The 13,395-nt window shown below is 41.1% G+C and carries 12 protein-coding genes and 1 pseudogene; 8 read left to right on the top strand and 5 right to left on the bottom strand.

The window, feature by feature from the left end:
* Window positions 1–170: 170 nt before the first annotated feature.
* Complete coding sequence (locus tag AC5EUN_RS16685; protein ID WP_183174405.1) at window positions 171–1,136, bottom strand: TerC family protein; 966 nt, start codon at window positions 1,134–1,136, stop codon at window positions 171–173.
* Window positions 1,137–1,536: 400 nt separating this feature from the next.
* On the opposite strand from AC5EUN_RS16685, the gene AC5EUN_RS16690 reads away from it, so the two are divergent.
* The 3 genes from AC5EUN_RS16690 to AC5EUN_RS16700 all read left to right on the top strand — a co-directional run bounded on the left by AC5EUN_RS16690 (window position 1,537) and on the right by AC5EUN_RS16700 (window position 2,616).
* Window positions 1,537–1,821, top strand: a complete 285-nt coding sequence (locus AC5EUN_RS16690; protein WP_279697458.1) for a GNAT family N-acetyltransferase — start codon at window positions 1,537–1,539, stop codon at window positions 1,819–1,821.
* Window positions 1,822–1,860: 39 nt separating this feature from the next.
* Window positions 1,861–2,145 (top strand): GNAT family N-acetyltransferase, encoded by a 285-nt coding sequence (locus AC5EUN_RS16695; RefSeq protein WP_087528470.1) that lies wholly within the window; start codon window positions 1,861–1,863, stop codon window positions 2,143–2,145.
* A gap of 87 nt (window positions 2,146–2,232) precedes the next feature.
* Window positions 2,233–2,616 (top strand): hypothetical protein, encoded by a 384-nt coding sequence (locus tag AC5EUN_RS16700; protein ID WP_493352478.1) that lies wholly within the window; start codon window positions 2,233–2,235, stop codon window positions 2,614–2,616.
* Between the two features lie 58 nt (window positions 2,617–2,674).
* Here AC5EUN_RS16700 and mpl read toward each other — a convergent pair whose 3' ends face one another.
* Both mpl and AC5EUN_RS16710 read right to left on the bottom strand, forming a co-directional pair.
* Window positions 2,675–4,042 carry a UDP-N-acetylmuramate:L-alanyl-gamma-D-glutamyl-meso-diaminopimelate ligase gene (gene mpl, locus AC5EUN_RS16705; protein ID WP_493352479.1) on the bottom strand — a complete coding sequence of 456 codons (1,368 nt, stop codon included), beginning with the start codon at window positions 4,040–4,042 and terminating at the stop codon, window positions 2,675–2,677.
* 145 nt (window positions 4,043–4,187) lie between these two features.
* Window positions 4,188–4,953 (bottom strand): annotated as a pseudogene (locus AC5EUN_RS16710) (IS5-like element ISAba31 family transposase).
* Window positions 4,954–5,157: 204 nt separating this feature from the next.
* Between AC5EUN_RS16710 and AC5EUN_RS16715 the strand changes: the two are divergent.
* Window positions 5,158–5,496, top strand: coding sequence for a DMT family protein (locus AC5EUN_RS16715; RefSeq protein ID WP_493352480.1), 339 nt, complete (start codon window positions 5,158–5,160; stop codon window positions 5,494–5,496).
* Between the two features lie 25 nt (window positions 5,497–5,521).
* Here the strand turns inward: AC5EUN_RS16715 and AC5EUN_RS16720 are convergent, their stop codons facing one another.
* The gene (locus AC5EUN_RS16720) at window positions 5,522–5,971 is read right to left on the bottom strand and encodes a hypothetical protein (RefSeq protein WP_062031194.1); all 450 of its coding nucleotides are present in this window, start codon (window positions 5,969–5,971) and stop codon (window positions 5,522–5,524) included.
* A gap of 212 nt (window positions 5,972–6,183) precedes the next feature.
* Between AC5EUN_RS16720 and purE the strand changes: the two genes are divergently transcribed.
* The 3 genes from purE (at window position 6,184) to AC5EUN_RS16735 (ending at window position 9,869) form a co-directional block, all read left to right on the top strand.
* Window positions 6,184–6,696 (top strand): 5-(carboxyamino)imidazole ribonucleotide mutase, encoded by a 513-nt coding sequence (gene purE / locus AC5EUN_RS16725; RefSeq protein ID WP_004697498.1) that lies wholly within the window; start codon window positions 6,184–6,186, stop codon window positions 6,694–6,696.
* A gap of 15 nt (window positions 6,697–6,711) precedes the next feature.
* Window positions 6,712–7,833 carry a 5-(carboxyamino)imidazole ribonucleotide synthase gene (locus AC5EUN_RS16730; protein ID WP_004697499.1) on the top strand — a complete coding sequence of 374 codons (1,122 nt, stop codon included), beginning with the start codon at window positions 6,712–6,714 and terminating at the stop codon, window positions 7,831–7,833.
* Between the two features lie 752 nt (window positions 7,834–8,585).
* Window positions 8,586–9,869 (top strand): lytic murein transglycosylase, encoded by a 1,284-nt coding sequence (locus AC5EUN_RS16735; protein ID WP_493352481.1) that lies wholly within the window; start codon window positions 8,586–8,588, stop codon window positions 9,867–9,869.
* Window positions 9,870–9,981: 112 nt separating this feature from the next.
* Here the strand turns inward: AC5EUN_RS16735 and AC5EUN_RS16740 are convergent, their stop codons facing one another.
* Window positions 9,982–11,109 carry an anhydro-N-acetylmuramic acid kinase gene (locus tag AC5EUN_RS16740; RefSeq protein WP_493352482.1) on the bottom strand — a complete coding sequence of 376 codons (1,128 nt, stop codon included), beginning with the start codon at window positions 11,107–11,109 and terminating at the stop codon, window positions 9,982–9,984.
* Between the two features lie 63 nt (window positions 11,110–11,172).
* Between AC5EUN_RS16740 and tyrS the strand changes: the two genes are divergently transcribed.
* On the top strand, window positions 11,173–12,405 hold the full coding sequence (tyrS, locus tag AC5EUN_RS16745; RefSeq protein ID WP_101495492.1) for a tyrosine--tRNA ligase: 1,233 nt from the start codon (window positions 11,173–11,175) through the stop codon (window positions 12,403–12,405).
* Window positions 12,406–13,395: the final 990 nt, after the last annotated feature.

Here is a 13,395-nt window from a genome sequence, read left to right on the forward strand (position 1 = left end):
AGGTTCTTTTATTTTTACAGGTAAAACCAAGGGTTTTAAGCCCGCTTATCATAGGGAGCTGTTTGCATAAAGTACAGTACATTTGCACAGAAAATCATAGGATTAAGTCTTGTACAATTTAAGATTTAGCCATCAAAAAAGCCTTCACAGAGGAAGGCTTTTTTAAAACATTAGAGGGTGGTTTGATGATGTTTCTTACTGTATCGAATCGACAAGATCGCAGTAATGGTCAGCACCAACACAATAAAGCCCAGTGAAATCCAAATTGGCATGTGGAACACATCCAGCATGAGCATCTTAAAGCCGATGAATACCAAGATAATACCTAAACCATACGGTAGGTAATGCATCTTGGTTGCTGTACCAGACAACAAGAAGAACATCGCACGTAGACCCAAAATTGCCATTAAGTTTGCAGTCAACACAATAAACGGATCAGAAGTCACCGCGAAAATTGCAGGAATGGAATCCACCGCGAAAATTACATCCGACGCTTCAACTAAAATTAACACCAAGAACAGCGGCGTTGCCCACAACATCCCGTTTTGACGGACAAAGAACTTATTGCCATGCATTTGCGGGGTAATCCGCATATGTTTACGCAACCATTTTAAGATCGCCATATCTTCGATATTGGTTTCTTCTTCGTTTTGCCCTTTGAAGAATTTGAAACCCGTATACACCAAGAACGCACCGAAGATATACAGAATCCATGAGAACTCTTGCACGAACCACGCGCCAATAAAAATAAAGATGGTACGTAGAATAATCGCGCCCAATACACCATACAGCAATAATTGGCGTTGTAGTGCAGGTGGGATGGCAAAAGCAGCAAAGATCATCAGCCAGACAAAGACGTTGTCGACGGCTAAAGATTTTTCAAGTAAATAACCTGCGAAGTACTCCATGACCTTGGTATTGGCCACAGTGACACCTGCAGTTTGTTGTAAATACAACCAGAGACCTGCACCAAAGAGTGATGCGACGGAAACCCATGCAATACTCCATAACGCGGCGGTTTTGATTTTAACTTCTTGACCTTCTTTTTGTTTAAAGCCTAAAAAGTCGATCAGTAGCATCACGGTAACAATGCCGAAAAAAGCAAGGTATAGCCATAAATTGCCGATAGATTCCATGAAATCCTCCACATCCAGCAATCGGCCACAAAAAAACCTTGACCTGCTGCCAGATGAAATAAAACATCTGTGACAACATGATCAAGGTCTTGCCTACATTTTAGCGTATGTATTTTGTGCGCTAAAATGCTCAGATACCGACTTTTTGCAAAGTGTAATGACGATAATCTGACACGTGAACGTTATGCATGGCATTGATTTTTCACGTTTGGAGGAGGCTACTCCCCTTGTTCAACATAAATTTGGTTTTGGATTTGATCCAAAAGTGAGCTAAGCATCGCATATTTTTATGGTTTGAGCAAATATTAAAGAAAATTGTAGATGAAATATAAATGAGACAAAATTTTGCTTCAATTTGTGGCAAGCTAAAAAAGCAGCATAATCAGCTAGAGGAATAATAATGAAAATTCAACATCAAGAAACAGATAGTAAAGGCGAAGTTTTTGTTGAGCAAGAAAACGAGCGTGTGGCGGAAATGACTTATAGTTGGGCTGGGGATGATAAATTTATCATTGATCACACTTGGGTCAGTGAGTTGCTCCGTGGGCAACATGTGGGGCGTCAGTTATTGGATGTTTTGGTTAACTTTGCCCGTGATAAGGGCGTGAAAATTTTACCCCTGTGTCCGTTTTCCAAATCGGTATTCGACAAAGATCCATCTATTCATGATGTTTTATTCCACTAAGATAGAGAACGATAAATCAATCCATTCAACGAGTATGCTATGCAATTTCAACATGTAGATCGTGATCAAAAAGGTGAGTTTTTTTTAAATAATGCAGACGGTCAGCGCATTGCTGAAATTAGCTATATTTGGCGGGACGATACAACCATTGATGCCAACCATACTTGGGTCGATGATTCACTGCGGGGTCAAGGTGTGGCGCGTTTGCTGTTGGATACTCTGGTTGATTTTTCACGTGAGAAAAACCTGAAAATTATCCCGACCTGTTCTTATGTCGATGTGATGTTTCGCCGTGAGAAAAGTTTTGAAGATGTCGCGGCTTAATTGTACATAACATTCATCGCGGTTCTAAGCGTTAAACTAAAATGAGATCGATATAGCTGCCATTGCAGTTCTAATTTGGACTTTGCAATGCTGAACATGATGGAATTAAAGTATATGAAGACGCTTTTATCTATGGGCCTATTCTGTTCAGTTGCCCCTTTATTACATGCTGAAGATTGTGTAAAACTTGAGGAAAAGGCAGAACAAAAAGAAGTCCAGATTATTCCACGTTGGGGCATGAAAGTGATTGCTCCAACCAGAGTGTATTTTCATTCAGCACCGAGCGATGCTTGTAAAATCAAGGATCTGTTTATGATTAAAAATGACCATATCACTGCTTATAGCACCTATGATGATGGCCAAGAACAGTGGGTTTCGATCATGTATTTTAGTAAACGCTTGGGAGACACGGTTCAAGGTTGGTCAAAACTAAAAGACTTTGAATATACGGGTACGATGTCTGGTTTTTAATTAGATACGCTTGTAAAAAAACCCGCCATATGCGGGTTTTTTCTTCTAATCGGACAACTTATTCTGCGTTTAAGGCACTGATCAATTTTTGGTGTAAACCACCAAAGCCACCATTGGACATGATCACGACAGCATCGCCCTCGCCTGCTTCACTGACGATGGTATGGATAATGTCATCTAATGTACGTGCGACCACGGCCTTGTTGGGTGCAGCTGCAATGACAGGTTGCAAGTCCCAGTCCAAACCTTCTGGTTGATACCAAATCACTTCATCGGCCAAACGTGCAGAGTGTGCGAGTCCATCTTTATGGCTTCCCATGCGCATGGTATTTGAACGAGGTTCAATAATTGCCCACAACTTACGCTCGCCTAAACGCTTACGTGCGCCTTCTAGCGTAGTATCAATTGCGGTTGGGTGATGGGCAAAGTCATCATACACTTCAACACCACGCACCGTGCCTAAAAGCTCCATACGGCGCTTCACGCCGCCAAAGTTAGACAGTGCTTCGCACGCTATTTCAATGCTTACGCCAACATGTTCAGCCGCAGCGATAGTCGCCAAAGCGTTGGCTACGCTGTGCTGCCCTGTCATGTTCCATTGCACGATGCCTTTCACCACGCCGTGTTGGAGCACTTTAAAGTGTGAACCATCAGCACTTAGTTGTTCGGCATACAATTCAGACTTGTCGTGGGCCTCTAAAGAGGTACGAACCACGGGTGTCCAACAGCCCTGCTCTAAAACTTCATCAATATTGCTTTCAGTAATCGGAGCAATGATACGACCCTCACTTGGAATGGTACGAACCAAGTGGTGGAATTGTTTTTGAATCGCTGCTAGATCATCAAAAATGTCGGCATGGTCAAATTCGAGGTTATTTAAAATGGCTGTTTTTGGGTGGTAATGCACGAACTTCGAACGTTTGTCGAAAAAGGCAGAATCATATTCATCGGCTTCGACACAGAAGTATTTGCCAGCACCTAAACGTGCACTTTCAGAAAAACCTAAAGGTACACCGCCTATCAGGAAACCTGGCTCTAAACCTGCCTGATCCAAGACCCAAGCCAACATGGTGGTGGTGGTGGTTTTACCGTGGGTCCCTGCTACACCAAGTACGTGTTTGCCTTGGAGCACATGATCGGCCAAAAATTGTGGGCCTGAAATATACGGTAAGCCTTCATTGAGCATGTATTCAACGGCATCAATCCCACGTTTCATCGCATTGCCGACGATGACCAAATCAGGATGAGGTTGTAAATGACTGCGGTCATAACCTTGCATTAAGGTAATGCCTGCATTTTCGAGTTGGGTCGACATGGGAGGATAAACGTTTAGATCCGAACCCGTCACTGTGTGGCCAAGATCACGTGCTAAAAGCGCTAAAGACCCCATAAAGGTGCCACAAATACCCAAAATATGCAGATGCATTCCGCCTCACTCCACTGCTTTTATAGACACATCACGTATTGTTGGTGCTGTTGTCGTGATTAATTCGATGTGAAAGCAACCATAGCAAGGCGCTTAGCGAAAAGATAGTGATTCTTGTATCTAATCGTTTAGGGTCTGTTGACATTTACTGTTCATAATTAACCCTATAAAGGTAGCCATAAAAATATACAGGCTAAAGCAACAGAACTTTGATAATTTCTTTTGAGCTTGTCATATCGAGTAGCTATTCCTCTAAATTGCTTTAATCTACAAAACATATTTTCAACTAAATGCCTGATTTTATATAAATACCAGTCCATATGGTCATTGTTCGATTGGCTATTTGTTTTCTTTGGTATATTCGCTTTAGTCCCTGTTTTCCTGATCTGTTCACGCAGTGGTTCTGAATCATAGCCTTTATCTGCACATACCACTTTTGTCTCTTTTAAATCTAATGTTGATATTAAATCAGGTGCAACTTTAACATCATGTGTGGTTCCATCGGTAATCATGAAATCAATAGGATTGCCATGTGCATCAACAATCAAATGTATTTTTGAGGAGTTTCCTCCTACACTTTTAGAAATAGATTGATTCGCTATGCCGGCAGAATGTTGATGAGCACGTACATGAGAGCCATCAATAAAAATCCACTCCATATCGGGGCATGAGGCTAGTAATTTGAATAATCTAAGTAACTTACCGCTGCTTGACCAACGATTAAAACGTTTGAAAATAGAGTTTGAATGACCAAAACAACAAGGAATATCTCGCCACGGACAGCCTGTTCTAATTCTATAGAGAATAGCTTCAATAAAATTGCGTAAATTTGAGTTGTGGTGAATGGATAAATTACGCAGAATAACTTTCAACTTTTGCCAGTGTTGATCTGTCAGCATGGTACGAGGCATAGCGAATAGTAAAATTGGGTTTGGCGATTTGATTTTACTACTTCGCTATTTTTTTAAGCTAAAAGTGTCAACACACCCTAATTATTCTGCGGCTTGAACAACGCTTTTATTTTGTAAAAAAGCTGGCTGAAAAGTGCAATATTTGCTGAATTTCCTCGCAAAAAACGTAGAATAAAATGCTCCTAAATTTGGCGATCTTGCTTCATGTCTCTGCCCTTTATTTTATTGATTATTTCCAATTGCTTTATGACCTTGGCTTGGTATGGTCATCTTAAATTTTTGCATGGTGCGCCGCTTTGGCAAGCCATTTTATTTGGGTGGGCCATTGCGTTACTCGAATACAGTTTTATGATTCCAGCAACGCGATTGTTGGCCAAACACGGGTGGTCTTTGGGTCAAATGAAAATCACACAAGAAGTCGTGACTCTATTGGTCTTTGTCCCATTTATAATTTTTCTTTTTAAACAACCCTTTAAATTGGATTATTTGTGGGCAGGTTTATGCCTTTTTGGTTGTGTTTATTTCGTATTTCGCAGTGCTTAATTGATTTAATACAGCACAGGTCTCATCATTTAAGAGATGCGTGTTTGCAGGCGTTTTTTAGGACTTTACTAAACTCACGGTCTCGTGCAGTGGGATCCTCATAGTCAAAGGCATAATCACTATCACTGGTCAGCACACTCATTTGACCGTCTGCTTCAAAGTTGATGAGTGCATAACCATAGGTTTGGTCATCACAAAACACACGATATTCTGAAATAGAATACATTTTATCTTTGCCATCATCTGCTTTGTAATAGCCTGTCATCATGACCGGTTCACGTTCATCAATGACCGACTTTCCGGTCACTAAAAACTTTTCTTGGATGTAGCCATTACTCTTAATTTGGCCGTTATAGCCTTTTTGTTTCTGTAATAGGCTAAAGTCTTTTTCAAATTGGCTAGTATTGAGTTGAATTAGTTGGGCAAAACTCTGTGAGCTTATGGCTAAAGCGAGCAGGATGAAGATCTGTTTCATGTTTAAAGGCTCTGATGAATATTGATTTAATAAAAGTTTTTATAAAATTGAAAAAAATAAAAATATTTTCATAAAAATATTATGGAGTTTTCTCTTTAAAGACAACCGTTAAATTTTATTGAGATGAATTTTCAGTCTATAATACGGGGCTCTTATTAAAGCTTGGCGCTAGTCGAGATTTATCTCTCTTAACTATCTCTGGAAACATTGCAATGAATGCGGCCGCTTCACAAGACACTCCTCTCGTTGGAATTATCATGGGTTCTCAATCAGATTGGGCCACTCTCGAACACACTGCCAATATGCTTAAGCAACTTGGTGTCCCATTTGAAGCGGAAGTTGTGTCTGCGCACCGTACGCCAGATCGTCTTTTTGAATATGCTGAGCAAGCACGTGACCGTGGTATCCAAGTGATTATTGCGGGTGCAGGCGGTGCGGCGCATTTACCAGGAATGTGTGCGGCGAAAACTGATTTGCCTGTACTGGGTGTACCAGTGAAGTCTTCGATTTTAAACGGTGTCGATTCACTGTTATCGATTGTGCAAATGCCAGCAGGTATTGCAGTGGGTACCTTGGCGATTGGTCCAGCAGGTGCAACCAATGCCGCGATTATGGCAGCGCAAATTTTAGGTCTGACACGTCCTGAAATTGCAAAAAATGTAGCCGATTTCCGTGCTGCACAAACTGACAAAGTCGCAAGCAACAATATTCCAGGCCAAGCTTAATACGGGGCATTCCTCATGAATAAAACCATCGGTATTTTTGGTGGTGGGCAGCTGGGTCGCATGATGGCGCAAGCGGCTTTGCCACTGAATATTCAATGTACGTTCTTTGATGTGAGTATAGACTGCCCTTCAGCGGCTTTAGGAACTGTGATTTCAAGCAAAACTGAAAACGGTTTACAAGATTTTATTGCCAGTGCAGATGTCTTCAGCCTTGAGTTTGAAAATACGCCTTTGTCTGATGTTGATGTTTTGACCAAGCAAAAAGATATGCATCCGCCGCGTCAGGCCTTAGCCATTGCACAGCATCGCTTGTCTGAAAAAGCATTATTTGATGAGCTTGAGATTCCTGTTGCGCCTTATAAAGCGGTAGATTCCCTAGAAAGTTTAAGCGCTGCTGTTGCTGAGCTGGGTTTACCGATTGTGCTGAAGACAGCCACAGGCGGTTATGATGGTAAAGGTCAGTTCGTATTGCGTTCTGAGCAGCAAATTGAACAAGCATGGGCTGAATTAGGCCCTGCTGGAAGTTTAATTGCAGAAAGCTTTGTGACCTTCTCGCGTGAAGTTTCGATCATTGCGGTACGTGGTCAAAATGGCGATGTGAAAACGTGGCCATTGGCTGAAAATCATCATCATCATGGTATTTTGTCGCACTCGATTGTTCCTGCACCGAATAGTGCGGACTTACAACCCGTTGCACAAGACTACATCACTCGTCTATTGAATCATTTGAATTATGTTGGCGTATTGACTTTAGAACTGTTTGTCACAGACAAAGGTTTATATGCCAATGAAATGGCGCCACGTGTGCATAACTCAGGACACTGGTCGATTGAAGGCGCAGTATGCTCTCAGTTTGAAAACCATATTCGTGCAGTCGCAGGCTTACCCTTGGGTTCAACTGAAGTGGTTCGCCCTACGGTCATGATCAATATTATTGGTCAGTATCCACAGTCTGAACAAGTCTTGGCCTTAGAAGGTGTACATCTACACCTTTATAATAAGGAAGAACGTGAAGGCCGTAAGATTGGTCACCTGACTTTAATGCCGAATGATACCGCTCAACTCACGACGCTGTGTCGTCAGTTAGCGAAAATTTTACCGAACCCATTGGCACTGAGCGAAGATATGACCATCTAAAGCTTCAGTTGTTGTTAAAAAAAGCGATCACAAGAGTGGTCGCTTTTTTATTTAGATTCATTCAGGCATGATTGCGCCTCTTTGAAAAAAGTGACCGTTAATCGGATCAAAATTAAAATAAATTGCGTGTTTTTTATCCGTTTAGATAAAATTAGCGCATAGAAAAATAAACTGAAAGCAAAATAAAGCGAGTTTTGTGCAGTGAAGCACGTTTAAAACAGAGCCCACAATTGAATGTGACACTGGTTTTCACCTAAAAGAAAGTGAAACAGCAGAGATCTCTATCAACTTGGGTTTGTGGATATCTTTTTAAGTCTATTTTGAATTTAAAAGTGAGTTTTAAATTTAAATCGAGTGTTTAAATTCAAAGTTCTGATGCTATTTGAATTTAAATTCAAAACAATAAATTTAAAGACTACTGAATGAATTTAAAGTTTTGAATTTAAAAATATTGAGCTTGGATTTTGATGTTTGAATTTCTGTATATTATTGATTATTAATATTAAATATAAATGTGGATAAAATAAATTTAAAACAAGATGATTGAATTTAAAGTGCTTGCTGAACTAGAGGTTGTTTTTGAATTCAAAAGTTGAGATGTGGGGTGCTGTGGATAAGTGGTTTTAAATTTAAAAGATGGTTTTTAATTTAAACCAGAATGAATATTCATTTACGTTTTGATTCAGAAAAGTGAAATCGAAAGTGTTAAGGTAAAAAGCATAATTTAGAGATAAAGAATCATTAGGGATTTTATGCACCGTTTTGCTTTTCTTTTAGGTTCATTTTTTTTAGCGGCGACTCAGGCGAATGCTGAGCTCATTATTAATGGTCAAAAAGTTACAGGCAGTTCAAATGTCGCAACTTCCGATTATAGTCCTCAGAACTCATTTCAAAGCTGTATTGCCAATTTAAAAAGCCAAGCGATGGTGAATGGTGTGTCTGCATCCGCTTATGATCGCTACACGCAAAATTTAGCGCCTGATTATTCTGTGATTGAAAAATTAAATTACCAACCTGAATTTTCCACGCCGATTTGGGATTATTTGTCAGGATTGGTGGATGATGAGCGTGTTGCAGTAGGTCGGCAAAAATTGGTGCAGCATCGTGAAGTGTTGAATCGCGTTGCGGCAGCGTATGGTGTGCCTGCGGAGACCGTGGTTGCCGTGTGGGGTGTTGAAAGTAATTTTGGCGATATTTCAGGTAAATATCCATTATTACAAGCTCTGGGCACGTTGAGCTGTGAGGGGCGCCGTCAAAGCTATTTCCGTGGTGAGTTTTTTGCCGCTATGCGCATTTTACAGCGTGGTGATTTAACTGAATCACAACTGAAAGGCTCGTGGGCAGGCGCATTTGGCCATACCCAGTTTATGCCATCGACGTATGAAGAGCTGGCCGTTGATTTTGATGGCGATGGACGCCGTGATTTGGTGTCGAGTACCACAGATGCTTTGGCATCAACAGCCAATTTTCTCAAAAAACGCGGTTGGCAAACTGGGCAGCCTTGGGGATTTGAAGTGAAAAATCCGCAAGCGATCTCTCTGAGTGGTGAAAGTCGTCGCAATAAGAAGTCCTTGTCTTACTGGGTGCAGAATGGTTTGGTACGTGCAGATGGCTCAGCGTTGGTTCAAGGCAATTTATCCTCTAGTTCGCAAGCGGGGTTGATGGCGCCCGCTGGCGAAAATGGTCCACTGTTTTTAGTGTTTAAAAACTTTGATGCAATCTATAGTTATAACGCTGCAGAAAGTTATGCATTAGCGATTGCACATTTGTCAGACCGCTTACAAGGGCAAGGCGGGTTTAGTACAACTTGGCCAACCGATGATGCAGGCACTTCGCGTTCTGAACGTCGTGAAATTCAGCAGTTTTTACTGAACCGTGGCTATGATATTGGCGCGGTGGATGGTTTGATTGGTGATAAAACTCGTCAAGCGATTCGACAGGAGCAAATCCGTTTAGGTTTAAGCCCGACGGGGCGAGCGGGACAGCAAATTTTAAAAGCCTTTCGTCAGGAAAATGCCAAGTTGATGATGCGTTAACATTAACAGCAAAAAATCGCTGAGATAGATAAAAAGCCAGTCGGTTATTCACCTGACTGGCTTTTTTTGATTTGCTCGGGTTGCGACTAAAAGGTCAGAAGCGCTTTGATGTTTAAACCGCGGTAATTGTCCCGAGAATACGGTTACCTTGTGCGCCTGTCACTGTCGGTAAGTTGCCGCTGAGTTGATGGATAAAGCGCATAGCCAACCAAGCAAAGGCAGTCGCCTCCACCCAAGTTGGGGCTAAGCCAATCGCGGAGGTGGTTTGTACAGACCAATTATGTTTACGTAAGCGCCAACGTAACTGTTCTAAAAGGTGTGAATTATAGGCACCACCACCACAGACGTAGACTTCACCCGTATCCATATCGGAGCGATAGATGGCTTTTTTAATGGCGCGCGTGGTGAGCTTCATTAATGTAGCCTGAATATTTTCAGGACTGTCTTCAAGCTCGTCGTATTCAAGGTCATTGCGCCAGTCGGCAATTTGTTCATCTAACCATTCGAGGTTGAAGTCTTCACGGCCAGTACTTTTCGGTGGTTCTTTAGAAAAATACTCATGTGCTTGGAGCCGATCGAGCAGGCTGCGAATCGGATGGCCGTAAGCTGCCCAATTGCCATTTTCATCATAGGGCTGTCCAGTAAAACGTTCACACCAAGCGTCCATTAAAATGTTGGCTGGGCCTGTATCAAAACCGTAGACCTGATCAGGTTGGCCTGCGGGCAACATGCTGACATTGGCGATGCCGCCTAGGTTTAAGATGACACGATGTATGCTCTCATGTTGGAACATATCTTGGTGAAAAGCAGGAACCAGTGGGGCACCTTGTCCACCTGCGGCCATATCACGACGTCGAAAATCTGAAATCACAGGAATTTGGGTGATTTCAGTGATGATGTTTGGGTCACCAATTTGCAAGGTAAAACCGTGCTCTGGACGGTGGCGAATGGTTTGTCCATGTGAGCCAACAGCTTTGATTTGACTACGATCTAAATGACTTTGCTCAATCAGCTGATTGATGCCTTCGCCAATCATCTTTGCTAAAGCCACATCTGCCTTGCCCATACGGTCGATTTCGTTGTCACCGGGCAAAGTGAGTGCCATCAGTTCATCGCGTAAATCTGGGTCGAAAGAAAGAGTGAGGGTGGCGTGAAGCTGCAATGGATCAAAAGAAGCAGCAACAATATCAACACCATCCATGCTGGTGCCGGTCATTACCCCAATATAGATCGCTGTCATGATTATTCTAAAGCCTGCAATGTGCTGAAAAAGTGTTAGTATATCGCACAAATTGAATAACTGATGTGTTTGGGTTTTGTGATGTCAAATTTCCTGCCGGCTGAAGAACAACTTGCTCTCATTCAACGAGGCACGCATGAAATTATTTCTGAAGAAGATCTTCTGAAGAAATTAAAAGAAAATCGTCCTTTAAAAATTAAAGCGGGCTTTGACCCGACTGCGCCTGACTTGCACTTGGGGCATACGGTTTTAATTAATAAACTGAAAACTTTCCAAGACTTGGGTCATGACGTGACCTTCTTGATTGGGGACTATACCGCGATGATCGGTGACCCGACTGGAAAAAGTGCAACACGCCCACCATTGTCGCGTGAGCAAGTGCTTGAAAATGCAAAAACTTATCAAGAACAGGTGTTTAAAATTCTTGATCCGAACAAAACTAAAGTGCGTTTTAACTCAGAATGGTTTGCCGAAAAAACGGCTGCTGACCTGATTCAGTTGGCATCACAGCAAACGGTTGCACGTATGCTTGAGCGTGATGATTTCACCAAGCGTTATAACAACCATCAACCAATCGCAATTCATGAGTTTTTGTATCCATTGGTTCAAGGCTATGACTCGATTGCCCTTGAAGCGGATGTTGAATTAGGCGGTACAGACCAAACCTTTAACTTATTGATGGGGCGTACACTTCAAGGTCGTTATGATCAAGAAGCACAAGTCTGCATTACGGTGCCAATCCTTGAAGGTTTAGACGGTGTGAACAAAATGTCTAAGTCTTTGGGTAACTATATTGGCGTATTTGATGCACCAGGGGCGATGTATCAAAAAGTCCTTTCGATGCCAGATGCATTAATTGAACGCTATTTCGATTTACTCAGCTTTAAATCCGTTGAAGACATTAAAGTCCTGCTAAACGAAATTGCTGAAGGGCGTAATCCACAAGAAGTGAAAAAGATTCTTGCGCTTGAGTTGGTAGAGCGTTTTCACGGTGCAGAAGCGGCAGAAAATGCACATAAAGGTGCAGGCAATCTGATTACTGAGGGTGAACTACCAGAAGGGACACCTGAAGTAACGATTTCACGCGCTGAATTTGGCGGCGAGTTGTTTATTGCAACGATTCTTCGGGTAGCGGGCTTAAACCCAAATGCAGCAGCAGCAAAAGATGCCGTGGGTCGTGGTGCGGTCAAAGTTGATTGGAACGTGGTCGATATGAGTTTCTCTGTTAAAGAAAATGTCACTTTAATTATCCAGTCGGGTAAAAAAGCCATTGCCAAAGTCACTTTTACAGACTAAGTCAGTGCATATATATGCTTTAAGTTATTGATATAAAAGCAGGCTTCGGCCTGCTTTTTATTTTTTTAATCTTTATAAAAAAATCAAATAAGTAAATTCAAAAAAAACCTTATAAAAACAATGCTTAATTTTTTCCAAAAATATTGCAATTTAAAATGAGTGTGTATAAGATTTCAACGTCTAGTCGATGTTTTTAACATCGCTAGCAGGGTCAATAAGAATAACTCTCCACAGTTTTCAAGTCTTTTCCCCAAGGGACTTTTTTTAAGATAACTATAATAATGACATCTATGGATCAGATAACGATCTAACTCCGAGGAAGAGGTTTTGGGAGAGATCTCTTCCTTTTTTATTGGCAAAAATTTAGTTTTTTAAAATCAATTTCTCGCAGACAAATAACGAGTTGTCATAAAAGTTAGGTGCAACAGACTCTTAAATAAATATGGTCATCACCTTCACAGGTATATAACACTGCGTTTTCTACTTATATTCAGATGCTTCTTATCATCCAGCTTTATCGTGGCTGTTATTTCAGCTCTGTCTTGAATTATTTTGATTGAGATGTGGGTAGAAGAGGGCTTTGCTATTACGCAAATGAAATAAAAACAGACTAAGTATTCCATTCTTGCTAAATATTAGGTGCTTTTATAGCGATGTGGCAGTTTTTCAGCTTAGGCGCGTATTAAATATAAAAGAACTACGTCTTTAGAAAGATAATTTATCAAAAACACAGAGATGAAAGAAATACAGAGTGATTTTAAGTCCGAAAATGTTGCTAGAAGATTGATAAGACTCATCCTAAAGAAAAAATAAATGTTAAGGCTTAAATTTTAAGCTTAAAAGACTTTTAAAGATTGGAAATGAAAGGCTCATATTGAAAGAAATAAGAGAAAAAATTATAAATATGATCAAAAAATAAATGAAAAATACGGTTTTTCTTAGATTTTGTAGAAAAAACCAACGCCCGTTTCAAATAAGTGAATTTGGGGG

It is taken from the genome of Acinetobacter sp. CAU_H_S170_2 (assembly GCF_058890445.1).